Annotated in this window: 14 protein-coding genes; 4 read left to right on the top strand and 10 right to left on the bottom strand. The window is 55.1% G+C overall.

Going from position 1 to position 18,773, the window contains the following annotated elements:
* Positions 1-28: 28 nt before the first annotated feature.
* The 7 genes from rraA to priA form a co-directional block, all read right to left on the bottom strand.
* The gene (gene rraA / locus F3J28_RS20480) at positions 29-514 is read right to left on the bottom strand and encodes a ribonuclease E activity regulator RraA (protein ID WP_008457535.1); all 486 of its coding nucleotides are present in this window, start codon (positions 512-514) and stop codon (positions 29-31) included.
* A gap of 95 nt (positions 515-609) precedes the next feature.
* The gene (menA, locus tag F3J28_RS20475) at positions 610-1,536 is read right to left on the bottom strand and encodes a 1,4-dihydroxy-2-naphthoate polyprenyltransferase (RefSeq protein ID WP_166879282.1); all 927 of its coding nucleotides are present in this window, start codon (positions 1,534-1,536) and stop codon (positions 610-612) included.
* A 77-nt stretch (positions 1,537-1,613) separates the two neighbouring features.
* The gene (gene hslU / locus F3J28_RS20470) at positions 1,614-2,948 is read right to left on the bottom strand and encodes an ATP-dependent protease ATPase subunit HslU (protein ID WP_038477050.1); all 1,335 of its coding nucleotides are present in this window, start codon (positions 2,946-2,948) and stop codon (positions 1,614-1,616) included.
* 9 nt (positions 2,949-2,957) lie between these two features.
* Positions 2,958-3,488, bottom strand: a complete 531-nt coding sequence (gene hslV, locus F3J28_RS20465; RefSeq protein WP_008457544.1) for an ATP-dependent protease subunit HslV — start codon at positions 3,486-3,488, stop codon at positions 2,958-2,960.
* 89 nt (positions 3,489-3,577) lie between these two features.
* Positions 3,578-4,621 carry a cell division protein FtsN gene (gene ftsN / locus F3J28_RS20460; RefSeq protein ID WP_166879279.1) on the bottom strand — a complete coding sequence of 348 codons (1,044 nt, stop codon included), beginning with the start codon at positions 4,619-4,621 and terminating at the stop codon, positions 3,578-3,580.
* Between the two features lie 89 nt (positions 4,622-4,710).
* Positions 4,711-5,745, bottom strand: a complete 1,035-nt coding sequence (gene cytR, locus F3J28_RS20455; protein WP_008457548.1) for a DNA-binding transcriptional regulator CytR — start codon at positions 5,743-5,745, stop codon at positions 4,711-4,713.
* Positions 5,746-5,906: 161 nt separating this feature from the next.
* Positions 5,907-8,105 (bottom strand): primosomal protein N', encoded by a 2,199-nt coding sequence (priA, locus tag F3J28_RS20450; protein ID WP_166879276.1) that lies wholly within the window; start codon positions 8,103-8,105, stop codon positions 5,907-5,909.
* Between the two features lie 206 nt (positions 8,106-8,311).
* Here priA and rpmE point away from each other — a divergent pair, with 206 nt between their 5' ends.
* Complete coding sequence (gene rpmE / locus F3J28_RS20445) at positions 8,312-8,527, top strand: 50S ribosomal protein L31 (RefSeq protein ID WP_008457552.1); 216 nt, start codon at positions 8,312-8,314, stop codon at positions 8,525-8,527.
* Positions 8,528-8,632: 105 nt separating this feature from the next.
* On the opposite strand, the gene metJ is transcribed toward rpmE, so the two are convergent.
* Positions 8,633-8,950, bottom strand: coding sequence for a met regulon transcriptional regulator MetJ (metJ, locus tag F3J28_RS20440; RefSeq protein WP_008457553.1), 318 nt, complete (start codon positions 8,948-8,950; stop codon positions 8,633-8,635).
* Positions 8,951-9,226: 276 nt separating this feature from the next.
* Here metJ and metB point away from each other — a divergent pair, with 276 nt between their 5' ends.
* The 3 genes from metB to metF all read left to right on the top strand — a co-directional run bounded on the left by metB (position 9,227) and on the right by metF (position 13,943).
* Positions 9,227-10,387: a cystathionine gamma-synthase gene (gene metB / locus F3J28_RS20435; RefSeq protein WP_039289182.1), complete on the top strand. Its 1,161-nt coding sequence runs from the start codon at positions 9,227-9,229 to the stop codon at positions 10,385-10,387.
* A 2-nt stretch (positions 10,388-10,389) separates the two neighbouring features.
* Positions 10,390-12,822: a bifunctional aspartate kinase/homoserine dehydrogenase II gene (locus F3J28_RS20430; protein ID WP_166879274.1), complete on the top strand. Its 2,433-nt coding sequence runs from the start codon at positions 10,390-10,392 to the stop codon at positions 12,820-12,822.
* A gap of 230 nt (positions 12,823-13,052) precedes the next feature.
* Positions 13,053-13,943: a methylenetetrahydrofolate reductase gene (metF, locus tag F3J28_RS20425; RefSeq protein WP_008457556.1), complete on the top strand. Its 891-nt coding sequence runs from the start codon at positions 13,053-13,055 to the stop codon at positions 13,941-13,943.
* A 70-nt stretch (positions 13,944-14,013) separates the two neighbouring features.
* Here metF and F3J28_RS20420 read toward each other — a convergent pair whose 3' ends face one another.
* Positions 14,014-15,747 carry a phosphoethanolamine transferase CptA gene (locus tag F3J28_RS20420; RefSeq protein WP_166879271.1) on the bottom strand — a complete coding sequence of 578 codons (1,734 nt, stop codon included), beginning with the start codon at positions 15,745-15,747 and terminating at the stop codon, positions 14,014-14,016.
* 340 nt (positions 15,748-16,087) lie between these two features.
* A complete protein-coding gene (ppc, locus tag F3J28_RS20415; RefSeq protein WP_166879269.1) occupies positions 16,088-18,739 on the bottom strand; it encodes a phosphoenolpyruvate carboxylase in 2,652 nt (883 codons plus the stop codon).
* Positions 18,740-18,773: the final 34 nt, after the last annotated feature.

Here is an 18,773-nt window from a genome sequence, read left to right as displayed (position 1 = left end):
GCGCCCGTTTTGCTATTCATCGACCGGATTACTCAATATCCAGCGGATCTTCGGAGAGAATGATGCCGGTGTTATCGGCATACAGATGGTCGCCTGAGAAGAAGGTCACGCCACCAAAATTGACGCGCACATCGCTTTCGCCGATGCCTTCTCCCGCGGAGCCAGCCGGGATGGCGGCAATCGCCTGGATGCCAATGTCCAGCTCTTCCAGGTCATCCACCTGGCGCACCGCGCCGTAAACCACAATGCCTTCCCACTCGTTTTGCAGCGCAAGACGAGCCAGTTCCGCATCAATCAGCGCGCGGCGTACTGAACCACCGCCGTCTACCAGCAGGACTCGCCCACGGCCATTCTCTTCGAGCAGATCGTACAGCAACCCGTTGTCCTCGAAACATTTCACCGTGATGATTTGCCCACCAAATGACGAGCGGCCACCAAAGTTGGAGAACAACGGCTCAACGACGTTGACCTCTTCCTGGTAGATGTCACAAAGCTCAGAAGTATCGTATTTCATAGGATTAAGGTTCATTTGCTGCAGGAGTTGTCAGTATATCGCGTTCTGTTAACTGTTGGCAAAATCATCAATTGTTAATTGATATTTGTCAGTCATCACACAACGGTACTGAGGACGACGCCCAGAGCAAACAGCAGATTCGTCAGCAACGCGGCTTTGACGGTGCGTTCCAGCATCGGGCGCATCGCCACGGGATCTTGCTCCCGCATGACGTAGGCAACCTGCTTGAGCAGCAGCGGCGCGGCCAGAACAAATAACCATCCCCACAGGCTCTTGAGCCAGATAAGGTTAAACAGGGCGAGACAGACCAAAGCCCCGATGAGCAGAGCGGCATGATAGCGGCGTGCAACAATTGGCCCAAGACGTACAGCAAGGGTATTTTTACCGTTCTCACGATCGCTATCGATATCACGCAGGTTATTGATATTCAGCACTGCGGTGGCGAGTAACCCACAGGCCGTGGCCGGAAGAATAACCAGCGCCGCCAGCGAATTAGCCTGCAGATACCAGGTACCCGCCACGCTAATCCAGCCGAAGAAGACCAGCACTGAGATATCTCCCAGCCCCATGTAGCCATAAGGACGGGTGCCGACGGTGTAGGTAATGGCGGCGACGATAGACAGCAGCCCAAGTAGCAAGAAGCCCATGAAATCGGAGAAGGTATGGCAGGCAAGGGCGACCAGCGACAGGCCCGACAAACAAATGAGGATGACGGTGATGACCAGCGCACGTTTCATCTGCGCCTGAGTAATCATTCCTTTTTGCATCCCGCGTAGTGGCCCGAGACGGTCTTCTTTGTCGCTGCCTTTGACCGCGTCGCCATAGTCATTGGCGAGGTTAGACAGGATCTGCAAAAGTCCGGCGGTCAGCAGCGCCAGCAGCGCCACGGCCGGATCAAAGACACCCTGCCAGTAGGTCAGGGCCGAACCGCAGACGATTGAAGCAAACGCCAGAGGTAGCGTGCGTGGGCGAAGGCTTTCCAGCCAGGCCTGGGTGACACTTGTAGGTTGCGAATCGCTCATTATTTGGTTGCCAGTTTAGATAAAAAAATGGAGGGCATAAGCCCTCCATTTCAAATGAAGAAAATGCGTTAGCCGGATTATAGGATAAAACGGCTCAGGTCTTCATCTGCAACCAGCTCATCCAGATGTTTACCGACGTATTCGGCATCGATCAGGATGGACTGACCATCTAACTCGCTGGCGTCATAGGAGATATCTTCCATCAGACGTTCAAGCACGGTGTGAAGGCGACGCGCCCCGATGTTTTCGGTAGATTCGTTTACCTGCCAGGCAGCCTGAGCAATACGACGAATACCGTCCTCGGTAAAGTCGATGTTCACGCCTTCGGTTGCCATCAGCGCTTTGTACTGTACGGTCACGGAGGCGTTAGGTTCGGTCAGGATACGCTCGAAATCGTCCACGGTCAGCGCCTGCAGCTCAACGCGGATAGGCAAACGCCCCTGCAGCTCAGGAATCAGGTCTGACGGGCTCGCAACCTGGAACGCGCCGGAAGCGATAAACAGGATGTGGTCAGTTTTTACCATGCCGTGCTTGGTGGATACGGTGCAGCCTTCTACCAGCGGCAGCAGGTCACGCTGTACGCCTTCGCGGGACACATCCGGGCCGGAGCTGTTGCCGCCGCGTTTACAAATTTTGTCGATTTCGTCGATAAACACGATCCCGTGCTGCTCAACTGCGTCGATGGCGTCCTGCTTCAGCTCTTCCGGGTTCACCAGCTTCGCCGCTTCTTCTTCCACCAGCAGCTTCATCGCATCTTTGATTTTCAGCTTGCGTGGTTTTTGCTTCTGGCCGCCCAGGTTCTGGAACATGGACTGTAGCTGGCTGGTCATCTCTTCCATGCCTGGAGGCGCCATAATTTCTACGCCCATCGGCGCAGCGGCGAGATCGATTTCAATCTCTTTATCATCCAGTTGGCCTTCGCGCAGTTTCTTGCGGAACGACTGGCGAGCAGCAGAAGGTTCCTGCTGGGCTTCCGACTGGCCCCAGTTGTTCTTCGCCGGCGGGATCAGCACGTCGAGAATACGCTCTTCGGCCATCTCTTCAGCGCGGTAGCGGTTCTTCTCGATAGACTGCATGCGTACCATTTTGACTGCGGCATCGGTCAGATCGCGGATAATGGAGTCCACTTCTTTGCCCACATAGCCGACTTCGGTGAATTTGGTCGCTTCAACTTTGATGAACGGCGCATTGGCCAGTTTTGCCAGGCGACGGGCAATTTCGGTTTTACCCACGCCGGTTGGGCCGATCATCAAAATGTTTTTAGGGGTAACTTCATGGCGCAGCTCTTCATCAAGCTGCATACGGCGCCAGCGGTTACGTAAGGCGATAGCGACGGAGCGCTTAGCGTTGTCCTGGCCGATAATGTGTTTATTCAGCTCGCTAACAATTTCGCGTGGGGTCATTTCAGACATGGGAGATCCTTACGCTTTAGACGGTAATTCTTCGATGGTATGGAAGTGGTTGGTATAAACGCAGATATCACCTGCAATATCCAACGCTTTCACAGCGATATCGCGCGCGCCCATTTCGGTATTTTCCAGAAGGGCACGGGCTGCGGCCTGGGCGTACGGGCCGCCGGAGCCGATGGCAATCAGATCGTTTTCAGGCTGGATGACATCGCCGTTACCGGTGATGATCAGCGATGCGCTTTCGTCGGCCACGGCCAGCAGCGCTTCAAGCTTGCGCAGCATGCGGTCGGTACGCCAGTCTTTCGCCAGCTCAACGGCGGCTTTCACCAGGTGACCCTGATGCATTTCCAGCTTGCGCTCAAACAGTTCGAACAGCGTGAAGGCATCCGCAGTACCGCCGGCAAAACCCGCGATCACTTTATCGTTGTACAGGCGACGTACTTTTTTGACGTTACCTTTCATGACGGTATTACCCAGCGTGGCCTGGCCATCGCCGGCAATAACCACATGGCCGTTACGACGTACACTTACTATTGTTGTCACGATCGGACCCCTTTTGCATCAGCTAAACAGGAGCCCTGCGCGGTGCGCAGGGCCTAATGCCATTATAAATGGGGGGCAATTTTGGGGTTTCAACCCCCGGCGGCAAGACGAATACAGCTGGTATGTCCAGCCATCTTCAGCCGATTGATGGTGCCATCGGCGTTGTCTTTACCTTTGATTGGCCCAATGACGACGCGGTTCCAGCCGTTATTGGTGGTAATGCGGGAGTCAAAGCCTTCAAACGCCAGCTGAGCACGAACGGTTTCCGCCTGTTCGCTGCCTTTAAATGAACCACACTGCACCATCCAGCGTTTTTCATCTTTTTTCTCCTGAGCAGCAGGAGCCTGCTTAGCCACTTCTGGCTCACGCGTAATTGGTGCAGGCTGGGCTTCACGCTGAACCGGTTTGGTTTGCTGTGGCGCTTTTTGCTGGCTGTGCGGTGGCGTTTGCAGCAGATCCTGATACGGCTGCTGATTATTTGCCGTAGAGGTTTTCGGCTGTTGCTGCGGTACAGTTTTTGGCTGCTGATAAGGCTGCGTGGTTTGTTGCGTGTTACGCGGCTGCTGGTATGGCTGTTCCGCTACACGCTGCTGAACGCGAGGCTGCTGCGTCTGCGTGTTCCACTGCTGCTGTTGCACAGGCTGAGTTTGCTGCACAATCTGTTTCTGGCGCTGCAGCGTTTGCTGGCGCTGGGCAGGGGTTTGCTCATTCCACGGGACTTCATTCAGCTGCGTAGGCTGCTGGCGCATATCCGCCTGCATTTGCTCCAGCAACTGGCGCTGTTCGTTGGTTAGCTGGCTTTGGTTCATGACTTCGCCGCCGGCTGTCGGTTCGGTAGGCGCACGTACGCCAGGCTGGCGGTTTTCCAGCTCTTTAATGTAACGCCAGCGCTCTTCCGGTTTTGGCGGCAAGCCATTGCCGGTCACTTTGTGGCCAGGAAGCGCGTCAATCTCTTCTTTCTTATGGTGAGTAATAAAGTAAAGAGCACCGACAAAGGCCACCACGACTGCGGCCGCAATGGCAACCATCGTTGGAGAGACGGAGGGCAGACTACGTTGCTTTTTGCGGGGTGTACTTTTTTTGCGCCGCGTCCCTGCCGATTGCCCGCGGCTTACATAATCTCGTTGTGCCACTATCGTTTCGCTGTCTTTATTCGTTTATCAGTCCGCCATGTTACTTAAGGGGCGGGGCTTTGACCAGTTTATGCAGTCTTAAAAACGGCTCAATTTCTGCTGCCGGGCGCGGCAGTGCTGCCTCGCTCAATAAGATCGCAGTCCAGCAGGCGTGAGCCGCTGTTAACGTTTTGGCCGTTCATGTTGTCCAGCAATAGCAGCATAGCTTCCTTACCAATATCGAAACGGGGTTGTGCGACGGTGGTGAGGGGCGGGTCACAGAACTGCGACAGGGCAATATCGTCGAAGCCCATAATCGATAAATCTTCCGGGACTTTAAGCCCGCTGCGCTTTGCCTGAGACAGCGCCCCTAGCGCCATCACATCGCTATGGCAGAAAATGGCGGTTGGGGGTTCGGGCAGGGCAATAAGCTGTGCCAGCGCTGCGGCGCCTGCTTCATAGGTAAAATCACCGCGCGCAATATAGTGAGGATCGACGACGATGCCGTTGCGGCGAAGCGCCTGAACGTATCCCTGTAAGCGATAATGGCAAAGCGGCATTTCTTCAGGCCCGGCAATACAGGCAATGCGCTGATGCCCGAGCTCTTGCAGATAGTAAACGGCGTTAAAGGCGGCGGTCAGATTGTCGATATGCACCGTGGGCAGTTCCAGCTCAGGGGCAAACTCATTGGCCATGACCATCGGCGGCAGATTGCGTTGCTCTTCTTTACTGGCGTCAAACGGCAGGCGTGAGCCCAGCAGCAGCATGCCATCAATTTGTTTGGTGATGATCAGGTCGATGAAGGTTTTTTCCTGCTGATTTTGGTGGGCGCAATCGCCAATCAGCACGAGATAGCCGTGTGAAGCTGCGGTAACTTCAATACCGCGAATGATTTCGCTGAAAAACGGATCGCAGATATCCGGCACGATGACCAGAATAGTGCGTGATTCGCTGCGTTTGATGTTACGCCCCAGGGAATGAGGCAAATACCCCACTTCAATCGCCGCCTGTTCCACGCGATTACGGGTACTTTGTGAAACTTTGTCCGGGTTCATTAAGGCGCGGGATACCGTTGCAGTAGACACTTTTGCCTGCACGGCGACATCTTTCATGGTGGCATTCACCACCGGTTTCTTCGGCTTCACTTCTTCTCCTCACATGCACGCCGCTATCGTCAACACTCCTGTGTGTCTGACAGTCATCACATTCTTAGCAGAAGTTGGCTGTAAGCGGTTACAAATTTTTCACAAGAAATGTGATGAGTATTAGATTTTTCGATCGGCTTCGCATAACCAGCCCGATTGTGCTACCCGTCGATAGGGTCAACATCCAGCATCCATTTCACTTTCCGGGCTTCGGGGAGCGTGTTGATCAGCGTGAGTGAATGGCTGACCAGTTTTTGCAGGCGCCCGCGCGATGGATGCTGCAACAAGATTTGCCAGCGAAAACGCCCGCCGCGTTTGGGCTGCAGCGAGGGAACTGGCCCCATGATCCAGAGCTGCTCATCGCGCAGCGGGCTGGCCTCCAGCAGATTACGCAACTGCTGCAAAAATAGCGGGGCCTGGTGGTTGTTCTGATCTTCGGCCCGAATCAATACATGGCTGGTGTACGGCGGCAAAAATACCGTTTGGCGTTCGCTCAATGCCTGGCTGGAAAACGCATCGTAGCCTTTGGTCAGCAGAGTTTGCAGCAAAGGGTGTTCAGGATGGTGCGTTTGCAGCAGGACTTCACCTTGCTTACCGGCTCGTCCCGCTCGACCAGAAACCTGGACGTAGAGCTGGGCAAAGCGTTCGGCGGCACGAAAATCTGCGGAGAAAAGCGCGCCGTCTACGTCGAGTAAGGCGACCAGTGTGACATCAGGGAAGTGGTGCCCTTTAGCCAGCATTTGTGTGCCGATAAGAATTCGCGCGCCGCCCCGGTGCACTTCGGCCAGCTGTTGTTCCAGGGCGCCTTTGCGGCTGGTGGTATCGCGGTCGATGCGGGAAATCGGTACGTTCGGGAACAGCGGCTCAAGGCTGTGTTCAAGCTGTTCGGTCCCCATTCCCACCGGAACCAGATGCGTGGAGCCGCACTGCGGGCACTGCTGCGGGATCGCGCGCTGGCTGTCGCAATGGTGGCAACGCAGATGGCGCTGGCCCTGGTGCAGCGTGTAGTAATGATCGCACCGTGCGCATTCCGCAATCCAGCCGCATTCGTGGCAGAGCAGGGCAGGTGCGAAGCCGCGGCGGTTGAGGAAAAGGATCACCTGATTATCTGCGGCAAGATGCTCGCCTATCTTTTTGAGCAGTGCAGGGGCTAAGCCGGCTTTGAGCTGCTGCCCTTTCAGGTCGACAACCTGCTGGTGAGCCGGGCGTGCGTTTCCGGCACGTTTAGTCAGGCGTAGCTGGCGATATTTTCCCACCTGAACATTGTGCAGAGTTTCTAACGCTGGCGTTGCCGAGCCGAGAATGATCGGAATGTTTTCAGCATGCGCCCGGTAAACGGCTAAATCGCGAGCGTGATAGCGCCAGCCTTCTTGCTGTTTATAGGAGCTGTCATGTTCCTCATCGATGACGATGACGCCGAGACGACAGAACGGCGTGAACAGAGAAGAACGGGTACCAATGACGATGGCCGCCTCACCGCTGCGTGCTTTTAGCCACACGCTGAGCCTTTCACTGTCATTCAGCCCGGAGTGCAGGACTTCAACCGGCGCGTTAAAACGCTCCCGGAAGCGGGCGATAGTTTGCGGAGTCAGGCCAATTTCGGGCACCAGCACTAAAGCCTGCTTGCCCTGTGCCAGCACATTTTCAAGCACACTGAGGTAAACCTCAGTTTTGCCGGAGCCGGTGATGCCGGCGAGCAGCCAGGCGGAGAAATGGTCAGATTCGCTGTGGATAGCTCCCACGGCGGTGGCCTGTTCCGTATTCAGTCTCAGCCGCTCACCGGCAACGGCATAGCTTGCCCGCCAGTCTTCTTCCGCAGGCGCCGCGCTTTTTAAATCACACAGCCCTTTTGTTCTCAGCGCCTGTAACCCCGGCTCACTGATTTCCAGCTCGCCGATTTGATGCCGCCAGACGATATTGTGCCGCAGCGCCGCCAGTGCCTGCTGCTGTTTAGGCGCGCGTTTGAGACTGTTCAGATCAACGGCTTTTCCTTCTTCCGTAGCAAACCAGTACCAGAGCGGAGCATGGTGCGCAGGTTTCCCCTGGCGAAGAAGAATTGGCAGAGCGTGAAAGAGCACTTCGCCTATCGGGTGATGATAATACTCCGCAGCCCACAGCAGCACGCGCCAGAGTGACGGCGTGAACAGCGAGCGCCCATCGAGAACTTCGCCAACGGGCTTGAGTTTTTCCAGCGGCAGATCGCTCGCCTGGCTGACCGACATGACGATACCGACAGCTTCGCGTTGCTTGCCAAACGGCACCTGTACGCGGCAGCCTGCGCTAACCTGCACGCCTTCTGGCAGCAGATAGTCGAAGGTACGGGCCAGCGGAACCGGCAGTGCAACGTGGGCTACGGGCATGAAAGCATCCAGGCTGAAAAAAATGACGTATTAGTGTACACTGTGCGCTTGCAAAATTGCGGATCAGTTTGCACCGGGTGAGCAATTTCTGTATGATTCGCCGCCTTTGATGCGCAGTTTTGGTATCAAAAAACCTAATTTATTAACATCGCGTGGTGTCTGGCGTTAGGGCTGGAAGAGCGACGCGGCCTTTACCGAGGTTTACCATGAAAAAAGATATCCATCCTAAATACGAAGAAATTACTGCAAACTGCTCTTGCGGTAATGTTATCAAGATCCGCTCCACCGTAGGTCACGATCTGAACCTGGACGTATGTGGTCAGTGCCACCCGTTCTACACTGGTAAACAGCGTGATGTTGCTACCGGCGGCCGTGTTGATCGCTTCAACAAGCGCTTCAGCGTACCAGGCGCGAAAAAATAAGTTTCGCACTCTGGAAAGAGAAAGGCGCCTGAAGGCGCCTTTTTTGTGTCTGTTATCCGGTAACGCAATAAGAAAAGGCGCCCGCAGACGCCTTAACACCAGATCTTAATATTCCCACGTATCCGGATCGATCCCCAGTTCACGCATAATGACCTTCGCATCTTCCGGGATTTCATCGCTGCGCTCTTTACGCAGGTCAGCATCGTTCGGCAGCGGCTGGCCGGTGAAGGCGTGCAAAAAAGCTTCACACAGCAATTCACTGTTGGTCGCATGACGCAGGTTATTCACCTGGCGACGCGTGCGTTCGTCGGTGAGGATCTTCAACACTTTCAGAGGAATGGAAACCGTAATTTTCTTTACTTGTTCACTCTTCTTACCGTGCTCAGCGTAGGGGCTGATATATTCGCCGCTCCATTCAGCCATGAGATACCTTAATCCTCTTAATCTATGAAAACGTGCCAAAGCCGGGTAAATCCGCGGCGCTGACGATTATCTCTTTTAGTGTACAACACAGGATAACCCTTTCCTGAGCGCGAAACTCAGACATATACACTCTAAAACGCATAATTTTAACGGCTATTTGCCTTTTGCTCAATCTATACGCAAAGAGGTTTAGATGTCCAGATGTATTGACGTCTATACTGCGGTTGTTTACTCTGAGGCCTGACTTTTATTCGACCAGCAAGGATCGGGCACACCATGACGCGTAAACAGGCAACCATCGCAGTTCGTAGCGGTTTGAATGATGACGAGCAATACGGCTGCGTCGTTCCACCTATTCACCTGTCCAGCACCTATAACTTTACCGGCTTTAATGAACCGCGTGCCCATGATTATTCACGCCGGGGAAACCCAACGCGCGACGTAGTACAGCGGGCGCTAGCGGAGCTGGAAGGCGGGGCTGGGGCAGTAATGACCAATACCGGCATGTCGGCCATTCATCTGGTCACCACCGTATTCCTGAAACCTGGCGACCTGCTGGTGGCGCCTCACGACTGCTATGGGGGCAGCTACCGCCTGTTCGATAGTCTGGCAAAACGTGGGGCTTACCGCGTTTTATTCGTCGATCAGAATGATGAAGAGGCTTTAAACTCTGCGCTGGCGGAAAAACCAAAGCTGGTACTGGTAGAAAGTCCAAGTAATCCATTGTTGCGCGTCGTGGATATTGCGAAAATCTGTGCCGCAGCGCGTGAAGCGGGTGCGATTAGCGTGGTGGATAACACCTTCCTGAGCCCGGCACTGCAAAACCCGCTGGCGTTGGGGGCCGATCTGGTTCTGCACTCTTGCACCAAGTACCTCAACGGCCATTCGGATGTGGTTGCGGGCGTTGTTATTGCAAAAGATCCGGCCACGGTCACCGAACTGGCATGGTGGGCGAATAACATTGGCGTCACCGGCAGCGCATTTGACAGCTACCTGCTGTTGCGTGGCCTGCGCACTCTGTCGCCACGTATGGAAGTGGCTCAACGTAATGCTCAGGCCATTGTTGAGTTTCTCAAGCAGCAACCGTTGGTGAAAAAGCTGTATCATCCTTCACTGCCGGAAAACCAGGGCCACGAGATTGCGGCCCGTCAGCAAAAAGGGTTTGGCGCGATGCTGAGCTTTGAGCTCGACGGTGACGAGCAAACGCTGCGTCGTTTCCTGGGGGCGCTGTCGCTGTTTACCCTGGCGGAATCGCTGGGGGGCGTGGAAAGCTTGATTTCTCACGCCGCAACCATGACCCATGCGGGCATGGCGCCGGAGGCACGAGCTGCCGCCGGCATTTCTGAGACGCTGCTACGCGTTTCAACAGGTATAGAAGATAGTGAAGATTTAATTGCCGATCTGGAAAATGCCTTCCGGGTCGCTGCCGAGGGGTAAGCATGAGTGTTTCAGCACCAGCAGGGACGCCGGTTCGTCAACTGCACAAGTTTGGGGGCAGCAGTCTTGCCGATGTGAAATGTTACCTGCGCGTGGCGGGTATCATGACCGAATATTCCAGACCGGGTGACATGATGGTGGTTTCGGCCGCCGGCAGTACCACTAACCAGTTGATTAACTGGCTCAAGCTGAGCCAGAGCGACAGGCTTTCCGCACATCAGGTGCAGCAAACGCTGCGCCGCTATCAGAGCGACCTTATTAGTGGTTTACTGCCGCCGGAAGTGGCGGATGGCCTGATTGCCGGGTTTATCCAGGACCTTGAGCGCCTTGCTGTTCTGCTGGACGGTAAAATGACCGATGCCGTTTATGCAGAGGTTGTTGGTCACGGGGAAGTCTGGTCGGCGCGTTTGATGGCTGCGGTGCTGAATCAGCAGGGCGTTGAAGCCGCCTGGCTGGACGCCCGCGATTTTATGCGTGCTGAACGTGCGGCCCAGCCACAGGTTGACGAAGGCCGTTCCTGGCCGCTGCTGCAAAACCTGCTTGCCCAACACCCGAATAAACGCCTGGTTGTGACCGGTTTTATCTGCAGCAATGAAGCGGGTGAAACTGTTCTGCTGGGGCGTAACGGTTCTGACTATTCAGCGACGCAGATTGGCGCGCTGGCTGGCGTTTCTCGCGTAACTATCTGGAGCGACGTGGCCGGGGTTTACAGCGCGGATCCGCGTAAAGTAAAAGATGCCTGCCTGTTGCCTCTGCTGCGTCTGGATGAAGCCAGCGAGCTGGCTCGTCTTGCCGCGCCGGTGCTGCACGCTCGTACATTACAGCCCGTATCCGGCAGCGATATCGACCTGCAACTGCGCTGCAGCTATTCGCCAGAGCAAGGTTCGACCCGTATTGAGCGCGTTCTGGCGTCCGGCACGGGTGCCCGGATTGTCACCAGTCACGACGATGTTTGCCTGATCGAATATCAGGTGCCGTCGCATCAGGATTTCAAGCTGGCGCAAAAAGAGCTGGATCTGATCCTCAAGCGCGGTCAGGTGCGTCCGCTGTCGATTGGTGTGCACCCCGACCGCAATTTGCTGCAGCTTTGCTACACCTCGGAAGTCGCCAACAGCGTGCTGCAGCTTCTCCAGAATGCCAGCCTGCAGGGCGAGCTTCGTCTGCGTGAAGGCCTGGCGCTGGTAGCAATGGTCGGGGCCGGCGTTTGCCGCAACCCGCTGCATAGTCACCGTTTCTGGCAGCAGTTGAAAGATCATCCCGTGGAGTTTATCTGGCAGTCGGAAGACGGCATTAGCCTGGTGGCCGTGCTGCGCGTAGGCCCAACGGAAAGCCTGATTCAGGGGCTACACAAGTCGCTGTTTCGTGCTGAGAAGCGTATCGGTCTGATGCTGTTCGGCAAAGGCAACATCGGTTCCCGCTGGCTTGAGCTGTTTGCCCGCGAACAGGAAATTCTCTCCGCCCGTACCGGGTTTGAATTTGTGCTGGCTGGCGTGGTGGACAGCAGCCGTAGCTTGCTGAATTACGACGGTCTGGATGCCAGTCGCGCGTTGGCCTTCTTCAATGATGAGGCAGTTCAGCAGGACGAAGAGTCGCTGTTCCTGTGGATGCGGGCTCATCCGTATGATGATTTAGTTGTACTGGACGTGACCGCCAGCGAGCAGCTCGCCGATCAATACCTGGACTTCGCCAGCCATGGCTTCCATGTGATCAGCGCTAACAAGCTTGCCGGTGCGGGGAACGGCCAGAAGTATCGCCAGATTCGTGATGCGTTTGAGAAAACGGGCCGGCACTGGCTGTATAACGCCACGGTGGGCGCAGGGCTGCCGGTTAACCATACGGTTCGCGACCTGCGCGACAGCGGCGATGCTATTCTGGCTATCAGCGGTATTTTCTCGGGGACCCTTTCATGGCTGTTCCTGCAGTTTGACGGCACAGTGCCGTTTACAGAACTGGTTGATCAGGCCTGGCAGCAGGGGCTAACCGAGCCAGATCCGCGCGTGGACCTGTCCGGTAAAGACGTCATGCGTAAGCTGGTGATCCTGGCCCGTGAGGCGGGTTATGACATCGAGCCGGATCAGGTTCGTGTGGAATCTCTGGTGCCCGCAGGTTGTGAAGGCGGCTCCATTGACCATTTCTTTGAAAACGGTGATGAGCTGAACGAGCAAATGCTGCAGCGGCTCGAGGCTGCCCAGGAGATGGGGCTGGTGCTGCGTTATGTGGCCCGGTTTGATGCGAACGGCAAGGCTCGCGTGGGGGTTGAAGCCGTGCGGGCAGAGCATCCGCTTGCCGCTCTGCTGCCGTGTGACAACGTCTTCGCGATTGAAAGCCGCTGGTACCGTGACAACCCGCTGGTGATCCGCGGGCCTGGCGCCGGGCGCGATGTTACCGCCGGGGCCATTCAGTCCGATCTGAACCGCCTGGCACAACTGCTGTAGTTTCTTTCCCGCACTCTCTTTCTTTGGAAGAGAGTGCGTTTTCCTGCATGTCCCTTTCTCCGTTTCTCCTGAAAAAAATTCATCTTATGTGAGAATTCCTCCACATTTTGTGGTGACATTTTCATTGACGACTTTCGCCTTTTCGGTCATCTTTCTATCTGGACGTCTAAACGTCTGGATAGCAATAAAACGCCACCACACGATAACGATGCGATTGACGAGGTAAGGGTATGAGCTTTTTTCACGCGAATCAGCGGGAAGCGCTGAACCAGAGTCTGGCCGAAGTGGCCGGGCATATTCATGTTTCCTTTGAGTTTTTCCCGCCGCGCAGCAGTGAAATGGAACAAACCCTGTGGAAGTCTATCGACAGGCTAAGCATCCTGAAGCCAACGTTTGTTTCCGTGACCTACGGGGCGAACTCCGGCGAGCGTGACCGTACCCACAGCATCATCAAAGGCATCAAAGAGCGTACCGGCCTTGAAGCAGCCCCGCATCTGACCTGTGTCGATGCAACGCGAGATGAACTGCAGGCGATTGCGCAGGACTACTGGAACAACGGCATCCGCCATATCGTTGCATTGCGTGGTGATCTACCGCCTGGCAGCGGTAAGCCGGATATGTATGCTTCTGACCTGGTGGGGCTGCTCAAGGAAGTCGGCGACTTTGATATTTCCGTTGCGGCCTATCCGGAAGTCCATCCCGAAGCCAAAAGCGCCCAGGCGGATTTACTCAGCCTGCGCCGTAAAATTGAAGCCGGTGCTAACCGCGCGATTACTCAATTCTTCTTTGATGTTGAAAGCTATCTTCGCTTCCGCGATCGCTGTGCGGCCACAGGCATTGATGTCGAGATAATCCCGGGTATTCTGCCTGTCTCAAACTTCCGGCAGGCGAAGAAATTTGCCGATATGACTAACGTGCGTATTCCGTCGTGGATGGCGCAAATGTTTGAAGGCCTGGATAACGATGCCGAAACCCGTCAGTTGGTGGGCGCGAACATTGCCATGGATATGGTGAAAATCCTGAGCCGGGAGGGCGTGAAGGATTTCCACTTCTACACGCTTAACCGGGCGGAAATGAGCTATGCGATCTGCCACACTTTAGGCGTTCGACCCAAGCTGTAGACATTGATTTCACATAAAAAAAGCCCCGTTCAACTGTGAGCGGGGCTTTTTACTTTACGGGTTAAAAGCGTTACTGATTACTGCCGCTATCGCCGTAAGGCAGCGCATCGTAATCCCGCAGCGCATTTTTATCATACGGGTTACCAATCCAGCGGGTCGCTTCGACAAACTGCGGGCTGGTGATGGCCCGTGTTGCGTCGTAGCCGTCATAGCTTAAACCGGCTAAATCAGACCAGGTATGAATCAGTTCTGAGCTGCTGTATTTGCGGTTTATATCTCCCGAGAAGTCACGCGGGTGGGCCTGCTGCCAGGTCGGTGACGTCCAGACGATGAACGGGATGGTGTACATATGACGCGTAGGTTTGTTTTCGTTACGCCCCTGGGTCTGATGCGGCGGTGTGTCGTAAACTTCTTCCCCGTGGTCAGAGAAATAGAGCAGGAAGCCGTTAGGATCGCTGGCCTTGTAGTCTTTGATCAGCGTGGAAACCACGTGGTCGTTAAACAGGTTGGCGTTATCGTAACTGTTGTAGGATTCTTGCTGATCTTTGGTTAATCCAGCCGGTAAATCGTCCGTTTTACCATCAAACTTGTTCCAGTTTTCCGGGTAGCGGAAGTCATACCGAATATGCGTGCCGAGCAGGTGCACAATAATGAATTTTTTCGGTGCAGGGTCGGCCAGCACCTCTTTAAACGGCGCGAGGACGTTCGTGTCGTATTCGCGCGCGCTCTGGGTACGCTGCTGGTTCATATAATATTGTTTGTCGGTCTGCTTCGAGAATACGGCCAGCATGGTGTTGCGTTCGGTCATTGTCTGCTGGTTAGTGATCCAGAAGGTTTTGTACCCGGCCTGCTTCATCAGGTTCATCAGCGAAGGCTTAGTCAGGTAGAGGTCCGGATCTTTCTCGTCTGCAAACGTCAGCGCCTGCTGCAGAATTTCAATGGTGTAAGGACGTGAAGTGACGACGTCATTAAACACCGTCATTTGCGGGTCAGTTTTATGCAGCTCATCCAGCTCTGGCGTTGTCTGGCGGTGGTAGCCGTACAGGCTCATGCGGCCACGCTGCGTTGATTCACCAATAACCAGTACCAAAGTGCGCGGCGCATTACCGGAGGCGTCTTTCAGGTTAGCCAACGGCGGCAGCGCATTGTTGGACGTTAGCAGGTTATTCAGGCTGTCCAACTGCTGGCGATATTCGGTATAGGCGACGATAAACTGCCAGGGGGCCGCAGGCTCAAGGCGATAAGAAATACTGGAGAAGGATTCGCCAAGGCTGCGTTTGTTGATAAGCCACTCTTTACCCACCGGATTGAGCACCAGGCCGAACAGGATGGCGAAGGAAACCAACCAGCGCCACGGGTTTGGAATATAAACCGGGCGCAGACGGGTCCAAAGAAAGATGGCACCCAGCGTATAGGCAACCGCAATGAGCAGCAGCTTCAGGCTGAAATACTGACTCAGGTATTCGCTGGCCTCGTTGGCGTTTGTTTCGAACATCACAAACAGAACGCTTTGCGAGAACTCCTGCCCGTAGACGACGTAGTAACCCAGGGCGGCGATTGAGGCTGCCCAAAGGATAACGCCAATAAAGGCGGCAATAATGCGCGTACGCTGTGGAAACAGAAATACAGGAATAAACCACAGAGAGCTAAACAGTAAGGAGTCACGCAGCCCCGTTGTACCGCTGTAGCCTGTTGTTAAGATGGCAATCTGCAAAACCGAGGAAAAATACCAAAAGTAGAGTAAAACCCATCCAAGGGCTTTAATGCTGAACTTACGTTCAGACTGTTTCAATGTGAAGTGCATACTCTTGCCTGTGCTATTAAATTATCATTAACCGTAATGAGAAAACCTTAAGTAAGCCTTAGTTATGAACGCTACGGTGGCTTGTACTCACGAAAAAAGTCACCCATTGCTGGGTGACTTTTGCGCACAATATAGAAAATGTGTCGGAATAATGACAGCGTAATTTCGGGCTTGTTCCGGGGATATTTATACGGCCAATACTTTTGGTTTTTTGTTGTTTATTTGTTGAAGATGGCGGGGGCAATAAACGTGTTAAGCACGTTGAGTGGCGATGAGCGTTTTCACTAGTTAGAAATAAAAACCCCCGCGTTTGCGGGGGAAATGACGAAGCTAAAAAATCTTAGCCGGTATTACGCATCCCGGCCGCAACCCCGGCGATGGTGACCATCAGGGCTTGCTCTACGCGGGCATCAGGCGCTTCGCCTTTCTCTTCCGACTGGCGCGAGCGGTGCAGCAGTTCGGCCTGCAGGACGTTCAGCGGATCGGTATAGATATTACGCAGGGTAATCGACTCGGCAATCCACGGTAAATCTTCCATCAGGTGTGAGTCGTTGGCGATATCCAGCACGACTTTGATGTCGGCTTCCAGCTGGTCACGTAACTGTTTGCCCAGTTTCCACAGCTCTGGCTTCACCAGGCGCTGATCGTAGTATTCCGCCAGCCAAAGGTCGGCTTTGGCAAACACCATCTCCAGCATGCCAAGGCGAGTGGAGAAGAACGGCCAGTCGCGGCACATTGTTTCCAGCTCGCTTTGCTTGCCTTCTTCCACGACCTTTTGCAGCGCCGCGCCTGCGCCCAGCCAGGCCGGCAGCATCAGGCGGTTTTGGGTCCAGGCGAAGATCCACGGGATTGCACGCAAAGATTCTACCCCGCCGTTTGGACGACGTTTAGCTGGGCGAGAGCCCAACGGCAGTTTGCCCAATTCCAGCTCCGGCGTGGCGGAACGGAAATACGGCACGAAGTCTGTGTTCTCGCGAATATAGCCGCGATACATCTCGCAGGACGTCGCAGAAAGTGAGTTCATGATCTGAATCCACTCTTTCTTCGGCTCTGGCGGCGGCAGCAGGTTAGCTTCAAGGATCGCGCTGGTGTAGAGCGACAGGCTGCTGATGGTGATTTCTGGCAGGCCGTATTTAAAGCGAATCATCTCACCTTGCTCGGTGACGCGCAGGCCACCTTTCAGGCTGCCTGGTGGCTGAGAAAGCAGAGCTGCGTGCGCTGGCGCACCGCCACGGCCAATGGAGCCGCCGCGCCCGTGGAATAACGTCAGGGCGATACCGGCTTTCTCACAGGTTTTGATCAGCGCATCTTGCGCTTCATATTGCGCCCAGGATGCGGCCATTACGCCAGCATCTTTCGCCGAGTCGGAATAGCCAATCATCACCATCTGTTTGCCCTGGATAAAGCCACGGTACCAGTCGATATTCAGCAACTGGGTCATGACGTCGTCGGCGTTATTCAGGTCGTCGAGGGTTTCAAACAGCGGCGCAACCGGCAGGGCGAAGGTACAGCCCGCTTCTTTCAGCAGCAGGTGAACGGCCAGCACGTCTGACGGCGTCTTGGCCATCGAAATAACGTAGGCAGCAATGGAACCGCGTGGCGCTTCGGCTACCACTTTGCAGGTTTCCAGCACTTCCTGAGTGTCAGCGCTTGGCTCCCACTGGCGAGGCAGCAGAGGGCGCTTGGAGTTCAGTTCGCGGATCAGGAAGGCTTGTTTATCAGCCTCTGACCAGCTTTCGTAGTCGCCGATGCCAAGATAGCGGGTCATTTCGCCCAGCGCTTCGCTGTGGCGGGTGCTTTCCTGGCGAATATCAATGCGTACCAGCGGCACGCCGAAGCATTTCACGCGGCGCAGGGTGTCCAGCAACTGCCCGTTAGCGATGATGCCCATGCCGCAGGCCTGCAGGGATTGATAACAGGCGTAGAGCGGATCCCAAAGCTGCTCGTTTTGAATGAGCAGACCTTCCGGCTTCGGCAGACGCTGGCCTTTCAGGCGGGCTTCAAGCCAGGCCTGGGTGGAGAGCAGCTGCTGGCGCAGGCCTTTCATGATGTGGCGGTAAGGTTCCTGGCCCGCATCCGGCCCTGCCAGTTCGCTAAGCTCCGCCGTGCATTCCACCATCGACAGCTCGGAAACCAGGACCGCGATATCGCGCAGGAACAGGTCGGTGGCTTTCCAGCGGCTGAGAAGCAGGACGTGACGGGTGATTTCGGACGTTACGTTCGGGTTGCCGTCGCGGTCGCCGCCCATCCAGGAGGTAAAGCGTACCGGGACGAAGTCCACCGGCAGTTTGTAATTCAGATTCTCTTCGAGCTGTTCGTTAAGCTCACGCAGGTAGTTTGGCACCCCTTCCCACAGACTGTTTTCTACAACCGCGAAGCCCCATTTGGCTTCGTCGACCGGGGAAGGGCGATGCTTACGAATTTCGTCGGTATGCCATGCCTGAGCAACCAGCTGACGCAGGCGGCGCATGATTTGGTTGCGCTCGTAGTCGGCGAGATCGCTGTGGTCGAGTTGCTTCAGACAGCTGTTCACTTCGACCAGTTTATGAATCAGGGTACGACGAGTGATCTCGGTAGGGTGAGCGGTGAGCACCAGCTCCAGAGAGAGAGACTCAACGGCTGCCCGAATGTCTGCTTCGCTGATGCCCGGCTGACTTTTCAGTTTTTGCAGCGTTTTAGCGATGACTTCCGGGTTGCTGGCCGCTTCGCCCGTCGCGGAGATGCTGTGGTACTGCTCTGCGGTGTTGGCAAGATTAAGAAACTGGCTAAAGGCGCGGGCGACGGGGAGCAGTTCATCATTTGAGAGGTTCTGCAGCGTGCTCAGCAGCTCCTGACGATTGGCTTCATTACCTGCGCGGGAGGACTTGGATAACTTACGGATAGTTTCTACGCGGTCGAGGATATTTTCTCCCAGCGCATCTTTGATGGTATCTCCGAGCAGTTTTCCGAGCATGCTGACATTACTTCGCAAAGCAGAATAGCGTTCGTTCATATGACTCCAGCCCAATCTATTATGTAACTTAATT

Source organism: Enterobacter sp. Ap-1006, assembly GCF_011752835.1.
Classification (GTDB): domain Bacteria; phylum Pseudomonadota; class Gammaproteobacteria; order Enterobacterales; family Enterobacteriaceae; genus Cedecea.
The sequence above is the reverse complement of the archived record's forward strand: the minus strand, read 5'-3'. Positions and strand labels throughout refer to the sequence as shown.